The following is a 14,643-nucleotide window of genomic DNA, read 5'->3' as shown; positions in this document are numbered from 1 at the left end:
TGCGCCACCAGGGACTCGAACCCCGGACCTCCTGATTAAGAGTCAGGCGCTCTAGCCAACTGAGCTAGCGGCGCGAGAGGAATATTACCCGAGCTCGTGTTCGAGGCAAACTCACGTTCGTGCCCCTTTTCCGCCCCCTGCGCGTCTTGCGTGGATTCCCTGGGTAGCCACGGCGCGAAACCACGCCAGCGGCCGAAGGAAGCACAGTGACCACCACGGAGTTCGCATCACCGCAGCACCGCATCTTCGCCATGCTCGACGTCGACGGTGACGGCGCCATCACCCACGCGGAATACCTCGCGCGGGTCGACCGCGTCACCTCCGCCGTCGGCCGCGACGCCCACCACCCGGTCGTCGCCGCCTCGCGCGCCGCGCACGAGGCGGTCTTCCGGGACATGGACGCCGACGGCGACGGGCGCGTGACCCTGGAGCAGTACCGCTCCTGGGTGGGGCACGACGCGTTCGAACGCTCCTGCCGGCCCGCGCTGGGCTCCCTGTTCGACATCGCCGACACCGACGCCGACGGCCGGCTGAGCCGGGACGAGTTCACCCGCCTGCGCACGGCGTCCGGCAACAGCGCGGACGACGCCGCCACGGCCTTCGCCGCGCTCGACGCCGACCGGGACGGGCTGGTCGACCGCGACGCCTACCTGGCGGGCATCCACGACTTCGTCACCACCGGCAGCTCGCCCATGGCCGCCGTCTACGGCACCGGACGGTAGCCCTCCGGCACCTGCCGGGCGGTCGGGGGCGGAACGCCTTCCACCCCGGCCGGCCACGGCCGGTACGAACCCGCCGCCCGGTGGTCCGCCGACGGCCACCACAGCGCCGCGTACTCCGCGAAGCGGCGCACCCCGCACACCGAACAGGTGACCACGTGCCCCGCCTCCGTCCATCCGGCGGCCGGATGACGGCAATCGGCGGCCGCCCTCCGCTCCCTCACGCATGTACCGCCCTCTGGTGGCGGCCCATCTCGACCGTCAGCGCCACGGCCCTCGCGTGCTCGCCCGCCCGGGACGCCGCGTAGTACGCGGTCTTGATGCGCGCGCACTCGGCGCACCGGACGCCGCCGCGCCGCGCGGCGGGTCGTGCTGGCGACGTCATCGCTTCTCCCCTCCGAACCGCGCCCGTGCCGCCTCGGGCAGCGACCTGATGCTCTCCGGCAACGCGTGCCACTCGATCCCCCCGCCCGGTGGCCGGAGTTGGTACAGCGACCACCGGTGGTCCATGACCTCACCGACGCGTTTCCGGGCGGCGTCCCATACGAGTTCGCCGATCAGGGGTACGTAGGCTTCGTGCGTTCGTTCGGGGGTGCAGGCCATGGGGGGAAACCTCTCGGTGTTCACTGTCCGTGCCTCTAGAGTCGCCGTGCGCTCGTAGGCTGAACAAGCGCGTGAGTTGGACCAGGGCTGATGTCCCACGGAGCGGCGGGGGTCGAGTGTGACCGCAGGAACGGACAAGGGGCGGGACGGCGAACCGGAGACGCCTCTGGAGTATTTCGGCGAGGAAGTCCGGCAGGAACGGGTCCGGTTGGGAATCAGCCGGGAGGAGCTGGCGAAGGAGGCGTTCTGCGGCTACTCGCTCGTCGCGAAGATCGAGGCGGGCAAGCGGGTGCCTGCGCCGGAGTTCGCCGAGGCGTGTGATCGGCTCTTCCCGGGCTCGCATGGCAGGTACACGAGACTGTGGCGCTTGGTCCTCAAGTGCGCGTTCCCGCCGTCGTTCCGCAAGTACGTGGAGTTCGAAGAAATCGCCACGGTGATTCGGCGGTACAACTGCATGCTGGTGCCGGGGCTGGTGCAGACCGAGGATTACGCTCGGGCCCTCATGGCATGCGGGCGGGCGCGGAACCAGGAAGACCTCATCACGATGCGTATGGCACGACAACGCATCCTGCTGCGGGACAGTCCGCCGGCGGTATGGCTGATCCTCGAAGAGGCAGTGCTCCGGCGCGCGTTCGGTGGACGTGCGGTAATGCGGAAGCAGTTGCAGAGGCTCCTCACCTTGGCGACGTCGGCTCCGCACGTCGTGCAGGTGATGCCTGAGCGGGAGGAGGCCGCCCATGGGGTGATCAACCAGTTCGGAATCCTCTCCTTCGACGAGGGGGCCGACGTGGCGCACGTGGAAGGCTTTCCCAATGGGATGTTGCTGACGGACGTGAGGGACGTGGCGATGGCGAACCAGATGTACGGGTTGCTTTCGGCGAAGGCCTTGCCCCCCGTCGAGTCGGCCGCTTTGATCGAGTCCACGTTGAAGGAGCGCTATTCATGAGCACCGTGCCGCCAACGCCAGGACTGTCATGGCGTAAATCCAGCCACAGCGTCCCGGAACCTGGCGGCGAGTGCGTCGAAGTCGCTTACGCAGGCCATGCCACCGTCCCCGTCCGGGACAGCAAGCGCCCCCGCGGGCCGCACCTTGCCGTTCCGGCCCCCGCCTGGTCCGCGTTCCTGGGCGCGGTCAAGGGGCGAACGCTGGGTGAGTGACGGGGGTCCGGCCCCGCCCCGCCCCTTCCCGTTTTCCGTGGGGGTCGCGCCCTCGCACCGCTGCGCGTGCGTCGCTCGCGTGGCGCGATGTGGGTGATGACCGCGACCGGAGGGCGAGAGGCCGCGGAAAATGATGGAATCATGGGGGGATGTCCGAGATATCCGCCGCCCTGTTCGCCGACCGCTGGCCGCTCGTCCCGCCCCGTGAGGCCGACTGGCTGCGGGAACTGGCGGGGGACGGGGTCACCGGGTTCATGCCGCCGCCCCTGCCGGACGCGGCCTGGGTGCTCAACGCGATGTACGAGCACGAGGGCGGCCCGTCGGACGTGTCGTACGACGAGGAGCACCGGGGCAGGGTCGCGGCCGGCGAGGCGTCGCCGTGGGACCTGCCTGTCCTCGACCTCACCGGGGCGGGCGCCCTCACCGGGGGCGGACTGGGCCGCTCCGGTCACCCGGGCCCGGGCTGGCGGCGGCTGCGCTGGGCGGAGCTGGCCCGGCGCACGGGTGATCCGGTGGTGCCGGAGGGGCTGCCGCCCTGCCACCGCTGCTTTCCTTCCGCGAAGAAGGAGGACAGTTGGCCGCTGGGCATCGTCCCGCCCACCGAAGGCAGCCTGGACCGCGAGACCTGGAACCGGCTGATCGCCGTCCTCGCCGAGCACAGCCCGGCGGGTGCGGACACCCCCTGCCTGGCCTACTACAACCCGATCGTGCTCCGGGCCGACGACTACGAGACCCCGCACGTGCGGGCGGGCCGGCTCGGGGACGCCGGGATTCTGTACGACAACCCGGAGGTGAACTTCAGCCCGTCCAACCTCTGGGCCGCCGACCGCTCCTGGGTGTTCTGCACCGACTACGACCTGTGGGGCACCAAGGTGGCCGGCCCGGGGACGCTCGTCGAGGCCCTGCTGGGTGACGTGGAGCTGGAGGCCGTGCGGCTGTGAGTGCCGGGCCGCCGGCTGGGGGTGGGCGAGGAGGCCGGCGGCGGTGACGCCGCCGGCCTCAAGGGTCACCCGTCGTGCCGCTCGGGTCCGGTCGGCTCGGCCGGCCCGGTCAGTTCGAAGCGGGCCACGGCACCGTCGGTGCCGCACCGGCGGAAGCCGGTCTTCTCCAGCACGCGGAGGGACGCGGGGTTGGACAGCTCGGCGCCGGCCGTCACCGTGTGGACGCCGGGCGCCCGGAGGGCGAACTCCGCGAGCGCACGGGCGGCTTCGGTGGCGTAATCCCGGCCGCGCCGGGAGGGGGCGATGCCGTAACCGAGTTCGAGTTTTCCTTCGCTGGGCGGCCAGAACAGGCCGATGGCACCGACCACCAGCCCGCTGTCCCGTTCGACGATCAGCCGGTGGCCGTACTCGCCGAGCCAGGCCGGGTTCTCCTGGAGGAGACCGGCGATGACGCGGTCGCCTTCGCCGGGGAAGCCGTCCGCCCAGTGCGCCGGCCGGAGGTCACCGACGGCGGCGGCGACCTCGTCGGCCGTCCACGGGCGCAGGGTGAGGCGGCCGGTGATCAACTCGGAGGCCGAACCGGAGGGAGGGGAAATGAGAGAGGAAGGCACGTGTCACCTTTGGTCGTTGCTCGAAACGACCGGACCGCGCTGTACTCAGGCGTGCGCGGGCCGGATGAGGGCAGGGCGAAGACGGCCCATGACGGCCATATTCATCAACCTCCTCATCCGTGAACACGCGTCTCTCGCGTTGCCATGATCATAACGCCTGCCGCAGCCCCCGGAAAGGGGGCGGAGCCTCGGCCGCGGGGCGTTGTCAGTGGTGGGCAGTTGAATGAGAAGCGTGACCGTTCACACGCTGGTGACCTCGTTGCCCGACCCCGCCGTCCTCCTCGCCCGCTGCCGGGCCCTGGCGCTGCTCGACTCCCTCGTCGCCCCGGAGCATCCCGCGCACACGTTCACGGCCGGTTGGCGCGAAGGCGTCGACCTGGCGTGCATGGACACCGCCTCCGGCGACCAGTACGCAGTCGTCTTCGATCCGGCCGGTATGTTCCTCTACGGGTTCGATCACGAGAGCACCGCGACCCCGTGGCAGGAGTGGCCCCGCGCGCACTGGCCCGGCCTCCTCGACGGACTGCCCGCGTCCCTCGCGCACCACACGACGGCACCGGAGTTCCAGTTCGAGGGGTTCTTCGACGCGACGGTGTGCGTGTGGCGGGAGAAGGGCGGGACGGCCTGGCAGCACGGCCCGGTCGCGTTCGACACCGACGAGACGGACGGGTCGGAGTGGCTCTTCGACCTCCTCACCGACGGCGGCGCCGACGCGTACGTCGAAGACGCCGAGCACTGTCACGGGCGTCCCGTCGACCGCGGCGCCGTGGCCGCGATCCTGGCCGGCGCACCGCTCAACCGCCGTACGGTCACCGCGCTTTCGTCCACGGCCGACTTCGAAGCGACCGCCGCGCGGGCCCGCGCGCTGGGCTACGCCGTGGACGACCGTCCGGCGGCGTCCTGAGGTTCCGGGGCGCCCCGGGACGCCCTGACGTCGCCCCGCGACCTTGAGAAGGGGGCGGACCGGGTGAGTACGAGGGTGCCACCCACCCGGATCTCGCCCTCAACGGCCCGGTTATGCCTGCCGATCCGCTTCCGCTGTCAGCCCGGCGTGGACCGCTTCGCCGAGCGCGAGGACCGCCGACTGGGGACGGACCATGACGGTGAACTCCTTGATCCGGCCGTCGTCGTCGAAGTGCAGCAGATCGATCCCGTGGATGTCCTTGCCGCCCGCCCGGGCGCGGAAGAGCAGCACGGCCGACCGGGCGGAGGTGCCGTCGGCGCTGGTCTGCGAGGTGCCCGTGTGGTCGCCGATGTAACGGAAGTCCTCGAACGTGCGGAGCAGGACACCGAAAAGACGGAGCACCATCGGCTTGCCCTCGAACGGGGTGAACTTGACGGGGCTGTAGAAGCGGATGTCCTCGGCGAACAGATCGTCCAAGGCGGCCAGATCGCGGTTGTCGATGGCGGCGCGGAACCGGTCGGTGGTGGTCATGTTCCTCAACTCCCCACTCATGGAAGTGAATAATCAGATTCATGAGTACCATGCTCGTGTGTCCGGCGACAGGGACCGGACGGATGCGTGGACGGGCGGGAGACGAGCCGATGGCGCTACGGCACGCGGTACTGGCGGCGCTGCTCGACGGGGAACTCAGCGGATACGAGCTGACCAAGGCATTCGACCTCGGGGTGGCCAACTTCTGGCACGCCAGGCCGCAACAGGTCTACGCCGAGCTGAGCCGCCTGGAGAAGGACGGATGCGTCGCGGGCCGGGAAGTGGTCCAGGAAACCCGCCCCACCAAGCGCCTGTTCCACGTGACCGAGGCCGGGCGGGCGGAGCTCGAAACGTTCGCCGCCGCCTCCTCGAAGCCCTCCTTCATCCGCGACGACTTGCTGGTCAAGGTCCGAGCCGCAGACCATGTCGACAACGAGGAACTGATCACCCGGCTCACCGAGCGCGCCGCCTTCGCCCAGGCCAAGATCGACGTCTTCGCCCGTCTGCTCGACGCCATGCGCGGGGGCGGTACGGAGGAGGAGTACCTGCGGCACGGCGACCGCATCGGCCCGTACCTGACCTGCCTGCGCGGCCTGTCCTTCGAACAGGGCAACCGCGACTGGTGCGAACGCGCGATCACCGCCCTGCGGACGAGACGACCCGGGTCCGCCGGGTCCTGACGGCGCACGAGCCGCCGTCGCGCCTGCGCCTTGGCGGGCTGACCGCGTACGACGCCGTCGGCGTCCTGCGCGCGCTGCCGACCGGCACGCACGCGCTGGGTCCGGCGGCGCACACGGACGCGCGGCCTTGCTCGCACTGATCCGCGAAAAGGGGCGCAAGGTCACGGACGCGGCGGATTCACGCGGTGCGTGGGCGGTGGGCTTCACTCACCGGTGGGCCTCACTCGCCGGTGAGGCGAACCGGCTGGTGAGCGAACCCACCGGCGGGGCTGGTCGGGCGAAAGCGAGAGGAACGGGCACTCCTCGCCACTCTCAACGTATAGCCCATAGGGGGGCTTGTGGCAAGGCCCCCGTGACCCCGCACAATCGGCGGTCGAAGCCGGAATACGGGGACATGGGGGTTGTGCGATGCGAGTTCTGCTGACGACATGGGGATCGCGCGGAGACGTCGAACCGCTGGTGGGACTGGCGGCCGCAGTGCGGGAGCTCGGCGCGGAGGCGCGTCTGTGCGCGCCGCCGGACGAGGAGTTCGCGACGCTGGCGGCACGGGCCGGCGTGACGCTGGTGCCGTTCGGCCCTGAGGTGCGGCCGATCGTGTCCGGGACCCGGCCGCCGACGAAGGAGGACGCGTTCCGGCTGGCCCCGGAGCTCGTCGCCGCGCGGTTCGAGACGCTCCCGGCGGCGGCCGAGGGGTGTGACGTCGTGCTGGCGACCGGCCTGATGCCGGCCGGAGCGCGGGACGTGGCCGAGAAGCTCGGCATCCCGTACCTGTACGGGTGCTTCCACATCTTCGGGCTGCCGTCGCGGCACTTCCGCCCCGGCGTACGGCCCGGCACCCCGTCCTCACCGGACGAGACCGACCACCGGGTGCTGTGGCGGCAGGACGCCGAGCGCGTGAACGCCCTGTACGGCGAGGCGCTCAACAGCGGCCGGGCGGCGATCGGACTGCCGCCGGTCGACAACGTCCGCGACCACGTCTTCGCCGACCGCCCCCTGCTCGCGGCGGACGAGACGCTCTGCCCGTCGCGGGGCATGACGGACCTCGACCTCGTCCAGACCGGGGCGTGGATCCTGCCCGACGACCGCCCGCTCCCGGACGGGCTGGAGGCGTTCCTGGATGCCGGTGCGCCGCCGGTGTACGTGGGCTTCGGCAGCATGGCCGCGCACGCCCCGGAGGGCATCGCCCGGGTGGCCGTCGAGGCCTGCCGGGCGCGGGGCCGCCGCGTGCTCTTCGCCCGCGGCTGGGCCGACCTCGCCCCGGTGGACGACAGCGGCGACTGCTTCGTCGTCGGCGAGGTCAACCAGCAGGCGCTGTTCCGCCGGGTGGCCGCCGTGGTGCACCACGGCGGCGCGGGCACCACGACGACGGCCGCTCGCGCGGGCGTCCCCCAGGTGGTGGTCCCCCGGATCGCGGACCAGCCGCACTGGGCCTCGCGCGTCGCCGAGTTGGGCATCGGCGCCGCCCACCACGCCCCGACGCCGACCGTCGACTCCCTGTCGGCCGCGCTCGCCACGGCCCTGGCGCCCGGGACCCGCGCCCGCGCGGAGGAGGTGGCCGCCACCGTGCGTCCCGACGGGGCGACGGTCGCCGCGAAGCTGCTGCTCGACGCGGCGGCGGGACGGGGGAGGGGCCGCTGACGGCCCGCCCGGCCCGTCTCCCGCACGGCGGTCGGCTCACGTGGTGACGTCGAGCATGTAGTTGTCGGTGATGACGAACGTGACGAGATTGGTCCCGGTGCCGAAGAGGCCGGTTCCGGAGTCACGGGCCTGGGCGCTGGAACCGCGTTCCGTGGCATGGCCGGAGGCCGCGGTGGAGTCGCGGTCGAAGCGGCGGTCGATGGTGAACCGGATCACCTGGCCGGTGTCCGTCCGCGTGAGGCTGTCGCCGGTCCGGGTCGTGAAGAAGAGGGCGCCGCTGCCGGTCACCGAGCCGGAGAGGGTGAGTTGGGCGGCGAAGGACTGGTCGGGCGTCGCGCAGCGGAAGTTGCTCCCGCTCTTGCCGTCCACGGCGCCGTTGGCGGGATGCACGTTCACCGTGATCGAACCGGCGCAGTTGACCGTCGCCAGCGGTGTGCCGGGCACGACGGCCGCGGCCGGGACCGCGGCCGTCGCCGCCAGCAGCAGGGCCGCGGCCGCGGTGGACGGGACACGAGTGGACACGAGGAACATACGGTCCTCCTTCACTCCGGGGTGCGCGCGGAGCGCGCACGACACGGGCGGTGTGCGCACCGCCCGCTCCCGAGTGTGGAGCAGGGGGCCCTGGGTGGGCATCGCTCGTTCAGGTGACCGCCCGGCCGGGTGTCCCCCCGGGGCCAGAGCCACCGGCAAGCCGTCGGCCTGGTCCCCGGGAACTCCTGCCGGGGACAAGGGCGGTACCACCTTCAACGAGGGTGTGAAGGTGCTGCGTTGGCCGACGTCGTACCAAGCCTTGCGACCGGTCCGGCCTGCGCCTTGCGGGAGGTCGTCACCACGCACACGAAGGACCACGTACACGAACGACCACATCCGCGAAGGACCACATCCGCCAAGGAGTTGTCCGACGACTGGGAGACAGCGAGCGCGTATCCTCCTGGACCGGCCGAGTACAGGGAGACTGACGCATGACAGCGGTCATCGACAAAGTGGCGTGGATACACACCGAGAACGGCATGGTGCTGAGCACACGCTCCCGTGGCAAGGACGCGTACTACCTGCCCGGAGGGAAACGGGAACGAGGGGAAAGCGATCTCGACACGCTGTGCCGGGAGATCGGGGAGGAACTCTCCGTGCGCGTCGTGCGGGACTCGGCGGCTCTGCTGGGCGTCTTCGAAGCCCAGGCACACGGGCACCTGCCAGGCGTGGTCGTGCGCATGACCTGCTACACCGCCGCGTACGAGGGAGTGCTCGCTCCGGCCGGCGAGATCGCCGAGATGGTGTGGCTGACCTATGGAGACAGGCACCGCACGTCTCCCGTGGACCACGTCGTCTTCGACCGCCTGCGGGCCGACGGACTACTGCGCTGACCCCGGCCCGCCTCCGGTGTGGCGTCGTGGTGGTGCCGGAATCGACGCCGGCGAGGGCACATCCACCTGGCGCATCCACCTGTCCGGCCGCGTTCACGCGCGTCTCTCGCGTCGGGCGCGACGGTGATACCCGGCCGTACGCGGTGCAAGAACGCTATGGCCGTGGACGTTTCGGTCATGGCCGACCGCCCTGGAGGGGAGGAGCCGGACCCCCCTTCGGGCTACAAGATCACTGGATGCACAATGCACGTATGCCGATAACGAACACGCCGACGGCGGCGACGGTCGACGACGCCGAGCCGATCAGCCGCTTCCTGGCCCGTGCCTTCGACGACGACCCGATGATGCGCTGGTTCTTCCCCGAGGACGCCTCGCGCGAGGCGGCGTTGACCGCCTACTTCTCGACCATCTTCACCCGCCAGTACGCCGTCAACGGTGTGTGCGAGCGCACCGAGGCCGCCGCGGCGTTCTGGGTGGCGCCGGAGGCGCAGGAAAAGGCCGTTCCCGACGCCGACACCATCCAGGACCTGGTGGCCCTGCTCGGTGACCGGGCCGGGCTGTTCGGGGAGGCCGTCGAGACGGCCGCCAAGCACACGCCCCAGGAGCCGCACTGGTCCCTGGCGTTGATCGGCGCCGACCCGGCCGCGCAGGGACAAGGCCAGGGCTCCGCCCTGCTGCGCTCCGGGCTGGCCAAGGCCGACGCGTCCGGCATGCCCGTCTACCTGGAGTCCTCCAAGGAGTCCAACATCCCGGTGTACGAGCACTTCGGCTTCACCGTGCGCGAGGAGATGCGGCTGCCGGGCGGCGGGCCCACGCTGTGGGGCATGTGGCGCGCACCGCGCCGCCCGGCCGACGCCTGAGCCGCGCGGTCCGCGCCTCGGGCGGACGCATCCGTGCCGCGGGTGGACGCATCCGCGCTACGGGCGGACGCCTCCGGGCTACGGGCGGACGTAAGGCCGGGTCATGATCTCCATGTTGTGACCCGACGGATCCTCGAAGTACGCGCCGCGCCCGCCGAACCAGTCGTTCACGCGGCCCGGTTCGGTGTGGTGCGGATCGGCGTAGTAGGTGACCCCGAGCGCCTCCAGCCGGTAGATCATCCCGTCGAACGCCTCCTCGGGCACGAGGAACGCGTAGTGCTGCGACTGGATCGGTTCGTCGCGCTTCTCGCAGTAGTCCAGCGTCACCCCGTTGCCGAGGTCGACGGGGAGGAACGGCCCGAAGGGCGCGCCCACCTTCAGCCCCAGCACGGTGGCGAGGAACTCCGCCGAGAGTCGACGGTCCGCCGCGTAGACGGCGGTGTGGTTCAACTGGACGGCGGGCGCCGGGGACTGGGGCCCGGAGGCGGGGGAGTGTGCGGGGGCGGTGGAGGGAGCGGGGGCGTGCGAAGGCTGGGGTGTGCTCGGCATGAGCGGTGGGTTCTCCGTGTCTCGGGTTCGCTGGTGCGCGGCGGCGCCTCGACGGGCGCCGGCGGAGGAAGACGCGGAGAGAACGGCGGGGCTCGCGCCCGCCTCGCGCTCACGCCGAGGCCGGGAACCCTGTTCGTGTGTGGCCCATGGCCGACCCGGCAGTCACGCGGACGACTCTAGATGATCTCTGCGCGGCGGCACAACGCCGGTGCGGACCCCGGGGTGTCGGCTCCGGCGGACGCCGGCTCCCGCGGCCGGAGTTCGACCCGGCGACGCGGTCGCTGACCGAGTGGAACCAGGCGAAGGCGGCCGAGTTGGGAGTGAGACGCGGACGGTGGAGCGCAAGCGGTCGCGCTGCCTGAAGCAGGGGCTTGGGGGGCTGGCCGATCAGCGCACGACGCTCCGGTGGGAGGCCACGGTCCCGGCGGATGCCCGGCTGGTGGCCGCGGTCCGCGAAGTGCTCGACGGCGAACGCCCCTTTCGGCCGGCACGCGGTCGCGGCTGATCCGCTGCGTGATCAAACGGCGGAGGCCGCCGCTTGAGACGACTGGGCGCGTGCAACGGAAGTGTCGCGTTGCAGTTCTCGGACGGCCGACGAAGCGGAAGGGCGGGGTCAACCCGGCGGCTGACCCCGGTGTGAGTGGTCGGGGCCGCGTCAGGGCCGGGGCGGGGTGCCGTCCTCTGCCTCCGGCGTCGCCCCGCCGGCTTCGAGGACGGCCGGGCCCCAGGGGCGTTCGAGGGTCTGGCGCAGGGCGGTGAGTGAGGACGGGCCGAGGCGTCTGCCGAGTTCGTCCTCGAGGCGGGCGATCAGGGTGCGGGCGAGGTTGTGCACGCGTCGGCCTTCGGCGGTCATGACGATGATGCGGCGGCGCGCGGACGCGGGGTCGGGGGTTTGTTCGAGCAGGCCCATGGCGATGAGGGCATGGACGGCCTGGTGGGCGCTTTGGCGTGCGACGTTCATCCAGCGGGCCAAGTCGGAGACGGTGGCGCCGTCGGGCGGCAGGTGAGCGAAGACGTTCTGCTGGCCGAGGGTGATGGGCCGCTCTCCCGAGTCCGCCATGGCGTCGGCGAGCGCGGTGTCGAACCAGTTCCTGGCGTCGGCGAGGAGTTGGGGGAGGTTGCGGTCGGAGCTCATGAGGAATCCTTGGGGGAGTCGCCGGCGGCCGGCTGAGAGCCGCCGAGGTGCCGGGTGGCGAGGATGATGCCGGCGCCCCAGGCCCGGGAGGCGGCGGGCATGGTGCCGGTGCGGCGGCGGAAGAAAGCGCCGAAGGCGGTGGCGTGGTGGAAGCCGACGCGTTCACCGATGACGGCGAGGGACAGGTCCGTGTGGGCGGGGAGGCGTTCGGCCTCCGGCAGGACACGGTCGCCGATGAGGCGTTCGACTCCACAGCCGGCGGCTGTCCGGGTCCGCGAACTGCCGGCCGTCACCACCGGGGCCCTGCACTGTTCCACTGACTTCAGCACCTTCGACCTCACTCCCGGCTGCCGGCTGTGGGTGCGTCCCGGGCGCCCGCGAGAAGAAGCCGTATGCCCGAGCGGGCTGTGTGTCCCCGCTGCACCCACCCCATGATCGCGCAGTTGTCCGCCTCTCCCGTCCCCGGGGCGTAAGGCGTCCTGCCGTGTGAGCAGTGCCTGTACTGCCTGCGCACCAGCGAAACCGGTACGTCGCACGACGGGTGCCGCGTGTCCCGACAGCTTCAGGGCTGACCGTCGAAGACATCCGCAACGCGCCGGAGACCCTCGCCGTCCCCCGCTGCCCCCGGGATCGTGGAGACCATGGGACATCTCACGCGACCGGAGACCGCCCAAGCCCTTGTGTCAGGTACCCTGACATAAAGCTCGTGAAGGAGAAACAGCCATGACCGCAGAGTTCGCGACTCGCTACCGCACCCGCTCGCACATTCCCGCCGAGCCGGGTGTCCCCTACTTCATCGAGAAGGGCATGGGCGACCGCGCCCACCTCTTCGGTGACCTGGTCACCATCTACGCGGGCGGTGAGCAGACCGAGAACACGTTCAACTTCTTCACCGTCGAAGGCCCGAAGGGCGACATCATCCCGGCCCACACCCACCCCGACACCCATGAGGTCTTCTACATCACCGACGGGGCCGTGCGGCTGTTCGTCGAGGACCTCAAGGGCAACCAGTACGAGAAGCTGCTGGCACCCGGCGACTTCGGCTTCGTCCCGAAGAACTGCCCGCACGCCTACCGCATCGAGCGTCACCACAGCCGTGTCGTCGGCGTCGCGGCCGGGCCGGGCGGGACGTTCGAGCGGTTCTTCGAGAACTTCGGCGCCCCCACCGACGACCTCACCCTGCCCCAGGCACCCGTCGTGCCGGGCCGGGAGAAGTTCGCCACGGTGCCGCAGGAGTACGACGTGCGCTTCATGCCCGACCACCAGTGGCGCACCGGAAGCTGAAACGGGGCCAAGCCCCCTCGTCTTAGTGAAAGCCCTGTTCGCAGGGCTTCTGGTGGGGAGCGGGTGTGTGGTGGTGCGGGGGAGTCCCCCCCGCACCACCGCCGGTCGCCGGGTGCGGCCTGCTGAGCGTGCTGCTCGGCCGGACCACGCTGGGGCGCTGGGAAAGCCCCGGTGCGCACCGTGCCGTCCCGGCGCTGTGCGTGCGCCGTGCGGGCCGGGGACGCGATCGCGGCCGGACTGCTCATGGAAGTCCTCGACCGGGGCGTAGGTATCGCCAGGAGGCATCGCCTCGCCGCCCCGCCGCTGCTCGCCCTGACCGGTTGGGCCCGGCATCGTCCTGGGCGAGCGCACCGCGACCGCCCTCCGCACTGCCCCACCCCCCCACTGCGCCACCCCCCACTGCCCCACCCGCCTCGCTTCCCGTTCTCGGATTCAAGAGGAGACAGTCCCATGACGCCCGCGCAGTTCACCGACGAGCCCGGTCTCGTCGACGTTCACGCCCACTTCGTCACCGACTCCTACGTGCGCCAGGCCAAGACCGCGGGTCACGCCATGCCCGACGGCGTTCCCGCCTGGCCGTCCTGGTCGGCCCGGGAACACCTCGCGCTGATGGACCGCTGCGGCATCGACACCGCGATGCTGTCGATCTCGTCACCCGGCGTGCACTTCGGCGACGATGCGGCCGCCCGCCGGCTGGCCCGGGAGGTCAACGAGGCCGGTGCCGAGGCCGTCCGCGACCATCCCGGCCGCTTCGGCCTCTTCGCCTCCCTTCCCCTTCCGGACGCCGACGGCGCTCTCGAAGAGATCGCGTACGCCTTCGACACCCTCGGCGCCGACGGCGTGGTCCTGGAGACCAACACCCACGGCACCTACCTCGGCAACCCGCGGCTGGAGCCGGTCTTCGCCGAACTCGACCGGCGCGGCGCCATCGTCTTCCTCCACCCCACCTCGCCCGTCTGCTGGGAACAGTCCGCCCTCGGCCGCCCCCGGCCGATGATCGAGTTCGTCTTCGACACCGCCCGCACGGTCACCGACCTGCTGATGGCCGGTTCCCTGGAACGCCACCGGAACCTGAAGATCATCGTGCCGCACTGCGGCGGCGCCCTCCCGGTCCTGGCCGACCGCATCAACGGGTTCATGAAGATGTTCATGCCCGCCGGTACCCAGGCCCCGGATGCCGTGGAGCAGTTGCGGCGCCTGTACTACGACCTCGCCGGACCCGCCCTGCCGCGCCAGATGCCCGCCCTGCTCTCCCTCGCCGACCCCCGGAACGTGCTGTACGGCAGCGACCATGTCTGGACACCCGCGGCGGGCGTGGAGGAACACGTCAAAAGCCTTGCCACCGCCCCCGCCCCCGAGGGTGAAACCGGCTGGCGGGCCCTGACCACCGCCAACGCCCACCGCATCCTGCCCCGCCTGAGCCGCTGACCCCACAGGCGCGCACAACCGCCACTGCCCCCCGGCTTCCCCGTGCATCTGCCGGCTCCGGCCGATTCGGCCAGGCTGGCGTCTGCCGTCTGCCGTCTGCCGTCTGCCGCCTGCCGCCTGCCGCGCGCTCCGGGCGGGGGGCGGTTGTCGTGAACGGCCGTGTACGCCGCACCCGACGGCGGCCGGCCCCTCGCCCTGGCCCCATGGCGGCCCGGGGGAGCCGGTGAACCGCTCCGTT

General features: G+C 71.5%; 20 protein-coding genes and 1 tRNA gene. 11 read left to right on the top strand and 10 right to left on the bottom strand.

Annotated features, from left to right (window positions below):
- Positions 1 to 74 (bottom strand) — tRNA-Lys (locus ACZ6X9_RS10140).
- A 132-nt stretch (positions 75 to 206) separates the two neighbouring features.
- Here ACZ6X9_RS10140 and ACZ6X9_RS10135 point away from each other — a divergent pair.
- Positions 207 to 722, top strand: coding sequence for an EF-hand domain-containing protein (locus ACZ6X9_RS10135; RefSeq protein ID WP_469777465.1), 516 nt, complete (start codon positions 207 to 209; stop codon positions 720 to 722).
- On the opposite strand, the gene ACZ6X9_RS10130 is transcribed toward ACZ6X9_RS10135, so the two are convergent.
- From ACZ6X9_RS10130 to ACZ6X9_RS10120, 3 genes are read right to left on the bottom strand one after another with little or no spacing between them, the layout of a single operon-like run.
- Positions 704 to 943, bottom strand: a complete 240-nt coding sequence (locus ACZ6X9_RS10130) for a DUF6255 family natural product biosynthesis protein (protein ID WP_469777464.1) — start codon at positions 941 to 943, stop codon at positions 704 to 706. The two genes, ACZ6X9_RS10135 and ACZ6X9_RS10130, sit on opposite strands and share 19 nt — an antisense overlap.
- Positions 940 to 1,104 carry a hypothetical protein gene (locus tag ACZ6X9_RS10125; protein ID WP_469777463.1) on the bottom strand — a complete coding sequence of 55 codons (165 nt, stop codon included), beginning with the start codon at positions 1,102 to 1,104 and terminating at the stop codon, positions 940 to 942. The genes ACZ6X9_RS10130 and ACZ6X9_RS10125 overlap by 4 nt, the downstream gene beginning before the upstream one ends.
- The gene (locus ACZ6X9_RS10120) at positions 1,101 to 1,322 is read right to left on the bottom strand and encodes a hypothetical protein (protein ID WP_469777462.1); all 222 of its coding nucleotides are present in this window, start codon (positions 1,320 to 1,322) and stop codon (positions 1,101 to 1,103) included. The genes ACZ6X9_RS10125 and ACZ6X9_RS10120 overlap by 4 nt, the downstream gene beginning before the upstream one ends.
- A gap of 118 nt (positions 1,323 to 1,440) precedes the next feature.
- On the opposite strand from ACZ6X9_RS10120, the gene ACZ6X9_RS10115 reads away from it, so the two are divergent.
- The 3 genes from ACZ6X9_RS10115 to ACZ6X9_RS10105 all read left to right on the top strand — a co-directional run bounded on the left by ACZ6X9_RS10115 (position 1,441) and on the right by ACZ6X9_RS10105 (position 3,421).
- Entirely contained in the window at positions 1,441 to 2,268 is an 828-nt protein-coding gene (locus ACZ6X9_RS10115) for a helix-turn-helix domain-containing protein (RefSeq protein ID WP_469777461.1), read from the top strand.
- On the top strand, positions 2,265 to 2,480 hold the full coding sequence (locus tag ACZ6X9_RS10110; protein ID WP_469777460.1) for a DUF397 domain-containing protein: 216 nt from the start codon (positions 2,265 to 2,267) through the stop codon (positions 2,478 to 2,480). The genes ACZ6X9_RS10115 and ACZ6X9_RS10110 overlap by 4 nt, the downstream gene beginning before the upstream one ends.
- 149 nt (positions 2,481 to 2,629) lie before the next feature.
- Entirely contained in the window at positions 2,630 to 3,421 is a 792-nt protein-coding gene (locus ACZ6X9_RS10105) for a hypothetical protein (RefSeq protein ID WP_469777459.1), read from the top strand.
- 65 nt (positions 3,422 to 3,486) lie between these two features.
- Here the strand turns inward: ACZ6X9_RS10105 and ACZ6X9_RS10100 are convergent, their stop codons facing one another.
- Positions 3,487 to 4,032: a GNAT family N-acetyltransferase gene (locus ACZ6X9_RS10100; RefSeq protein ID WP_469777458.1), complete on the bottom strand. Its 546-nt coding sequence runs from the start codon at positions 4,030 to 4,032 to the stop codon at positions 3,487 to 3,489.
- A gap of 223 nt (positions 4,033 to 4,255) precedes the next feature.
- Here ACZ6X9_RS10100 and ACZ6X9_RS10095 point away from each other — a divergent pair, with 223 nt between their 5' ends.
- Positions 4,256 to 4,936 (top strand): hypothetical protein, encoded by a 681-nt coding sequence (locus ACZ6X9_RS10095; RefSeq protein WP_469777457.1) that lies wholly within the window; start codon positions 4,256 to 4,258, stop codon positions 4,934 to 4,936.
- A 111-nt stretch (positions 4,937 to 5,047) separates the two neighbouring features.
- Here ACZ6X9_RS10095 and ACZ6X9_RS10090 read toward each other — a convergent pair whose 3' ends face one another.
- Positions 5,048 to 5,467 (bottom strand): nuclear transport factor 2 family protein, encoded by a 420-nt coding sequence (locus ACZ6X9_RS10090; RefSeq protein ID WP_469777456.1) that lies wholly within the window; start codon positions 5,465 to 5,467, stop codon positions 5,048 to 5,050.
- Positions 5,468 to 5,577: 110 nt separating this feature from the next.
- Between ACZ6X9_RS10090 and ACZ6X9_RS10085 the strand changes: the two genes are divergently transcribed.
- Positions 5,578 to 6,147 (top strand): PadR family transcriptional regulator, encoded by a 570-nt coding sequence (locus ACZ6X9_RS10085; RefSeq protein ID WP_469777676.1) that lies wholly within the window; start codon positions 5,578 to 5,580, stop codon positions 6,145 to 6,147.
- Positions 6,148 to 6,555: 408 nt separating this feature from the next.
- Positions 6,556 to 7,785 carry a glycosyltransferase gene (locus tag ACZ6X9_RS10080; RefSeq protein ID WP_469777455.1) on the top strand — a complete coding sequence of 410 codons (1,230 nt, stop codon included), beginning with the start codon at positions 6,556 to 6,558 and terminating at the stop codon, positions 7,783 to 7,785.
- A gap of 36 nt (positions 7,786 to 7,821) precedes the next feature.
- Here the strand turns inward: ACZ6X9_RS10080 and ACZ6X9_RS10075 are convergent, their stop codons facing one another.
- On the bottom strand, positions 7,822 to 8,316 hold the full coding sequence (locus ACZ6X9_RS10075; RefSeq protein WP_469777454.1) for a hypothetical protein: 495 nt from the start codon (positions 8,314 to 8,316) through the stop codon (positions 7,822 to 7,824).
- A gap of 431 nt (positions 8,317 to 8,747) precedes the next feature.
- Between ACZ6X9_RS10075 and ACZ6X9_RS10070 the strand changes: the two genes are divergently transcribed.
- Both ACZ6X9_RS10070 and ACZ6X9_RS10065 read left to right on the top strand, forming a co-directional pair.
- Complete coding sequence (locus tag ACZ6X9_RS10070) at positions 8,748 to 9,149, top strand: NUDIX hydrolase (protein WP_469777453.1); 402 nt, start codon at positions 8,748 to 8,750, stop codon at positions 9,147 to 9,149.
- A 251-nt stretch (positions 9,150 to 9,400) separates the two neighbouring features.
- Positions 9,401 to 10,009, top strand: a complete 609-nt coding sequence (locus ACZ6X9_RS10065; protein WP_469777452.1) for a GNAT family N-acetyltransferase — start codon at positions 9,401 to 9,403, stop codon at positions 10,007 to 10,009.
- 78 nt (positions 10,010 to 10,087) lie between these two features.
- Here ACZ6X9_RS10065 and ACZ6X9_RS10060 read toward each other — a convergent pair whose 3' ends face one another.
- The 3 genes from ACZ6X9_RS10060 to ACZ6X9_RS10050 form a co-directional block, all read right to left on the bottom strand.
- On the bottom strand, positions 10,088 to 10,558 hold the full coding sequence (locus ACZ6X9_RS10060; protein WP_469777451.1) for a VOC family protein: 471 nt from the start codon (positions 10,556 to 10,558) through the stop codon (positions 10,088 to 10,090).
- A gap of 655 nt (positions 10,559 to 11,213) precedes the next feature.
- Complete coding sequence (locus ACZ6X9_RS10055) at positions 11,214 to 11,693, bottom strand: MarR family winged helix-turn-helix transcriptional regulator (protein WP_469777450.1); 480 nt, start codon at positions 11,691 to 11,693, stop codon at positions 11,214 to 11,216.
- Positions 11,690 to 12,010 carry a helix-turn-helix domain-containing protein gene (locus tag ACZ6X9_RS10050; RefSeq protein WP_469777449.1) on the bottom strand — a complete coding sequence of 107 codons (321 nt, stop codon included), beginning with the start codon at positions 12,008 to 12,010 and terminating at the stop codon, positions 11,690 to 11,692. The genes ACZ6X9_RS10055 and ACZ6X9_RS10050 overlap by 4 nt, the downstream gene beginning before the upstream one ends.
- Before the next feature lie 406 nt (positions 12,011 to 12,416).
- Here ACZ6X9_RS10050 and ACZ6X9_RS10045 point away from each other — a divergent pair, with 406 nt between their 5' ends.
- Positions 12,417 to 12,977 carry a quercetin 2,3-dioxygenase gene (locus ACZ6X9_RS10045; protein WP_469777448.1) on the top strand — a complete coding sequence of 187 codons (561 nt, stop codon included), beginning with the start codon at positions 12,417 to 12,419 and terminating at the stop codon, positions 12,975 to 12,977.
- A gap of 450 nt (positions 12,978 to 13,427) precedes the next feature.
- The gene (locus ACZ6X9_RS10040) at positions 13,428 to 14,405 is read left to right on the top strand and encodes an amidohydrolase family protein (RefSeq protein ID WP_469777447.1); all 978 of its coding nucleotides are present in this window, start codon (positions 13,428 to 13,430) and stop codon (positions 14,403 to 14,405) included.
- The last annotated feature ends 238 nt before the right edge of the window (positions 14,406 to 14,643 follow it).

The sequence above is a fragment of the Streptomyces sp. NPDC052910 genome (assembly GCF_055585605.1).
This window is presented reverse-complemented; position numbering and strand designations above follow the sequence as displayed.

Coding starts and splice junctions, on each gene's coding strand:
- ACZ6X9_RS10060 (WP_469777451.1), bottom strand. CDS start 10,558: ATGCCGAGCACACCCCAGCCTTCGCACGCCCCCGCTCCCTCCACCGCC.
- ACZ6X9_RS10075 (WP_469777454.1), bottom strand. CDS start 8,316: ATGTTCCTCGTGTCCACTCGTGTCCCGTCCACCGCGGCCGCGGCCCTG.
- ACZ6X9_RS10105 (WP_469777459.1), top strand. CDS start 2,630: ATGTCCGAGATATCCGCCGCCCTGTTCGCCGACCGCTGGCCGCTCGTC.
- ACZ6X9_RS10090 (WP_469777456.1), bottom strand. CDS start 5,467: ATGACCACCACCGACCGGTTCCGCGCCGCCATCGACAACCGCGATCTG.
- ACZ6X9_RS10045 (WP_469777448.1), top strand. CDS start 12,417: ATGACCGCAGAGTTCGCGACTCGCTACCGCACCCGCTCGCACATTCCC.
- ACZ6X9_RS10065 (WP_469777452.1), top strand. CDS start 9,401: ATGCCGATAACGAACACGCCGACGGCGGCGACGGTCGACGACGCCGAG.
- ACZ6X9_RS10125 (WP_469777463.1), bottom strand. CDS start 1,104: ATGACGTCGCCAGCACGACCCGCCGCGCGGCGCGGCGGCGTCCGGTGC.
- ACZ6X9_RS10080 (WP_469777455.1), top strand. CDS start 6,556: ATGCGAGTTCTGCTGACGACATGGGGATCGCGCGGAGACGTCGAACCG.
- ACZ6X9_RS10055 (WP_469777450.1), bottom strand. CDS start 11,693: ATGAGCTCCGACCGCAACCTCCCCCAACTCCTCGCCGACGCCAGGAAC.
- ACZ6X9_RS10085 (WP_469777676.1), top strand. CDS start 5,578: ATGGCGCTACGGCACGCGGTACTGGCGGCGCTGCTCGACGGGGAACTC.
- ACZ6X9_RS10070 (WP_469777453.1), top strand. CDS start 8,748: ATGACAGCGGTCATCGACAAAGTGGCGTGGATACACACCGAGAACGGC.
- ACZ6X9_RS10040 (WP_469777447.1), top strand. CDS start 13,428: ATGACGCCCGCGCAGTTCACCGACGAGCCCGGTCTCGTCGACGTTCAC.
- ACZ6X9_RS10110 (WP_469777460.1), top strand. CDS start 2,265: ATGAGCACCGTGCCGCCAACGCCAGGACTGTCATGGCGTAAATCCAGC.
- ACZ6X9_RS10120 (WP_469777462.1), bottom strand. CDS start 1,322: ATGGCCTGCACCCCCGAACGAACGCACGAAGCCTACGTACCCCTGATC.
- ACZ6X9_RS10095 (WP_469777457.1), top strand. CDS start 4,256: ATGAGAAGCGTGACCGTTCACACGCTGGTGACCTCGTTGCCCGACCCC.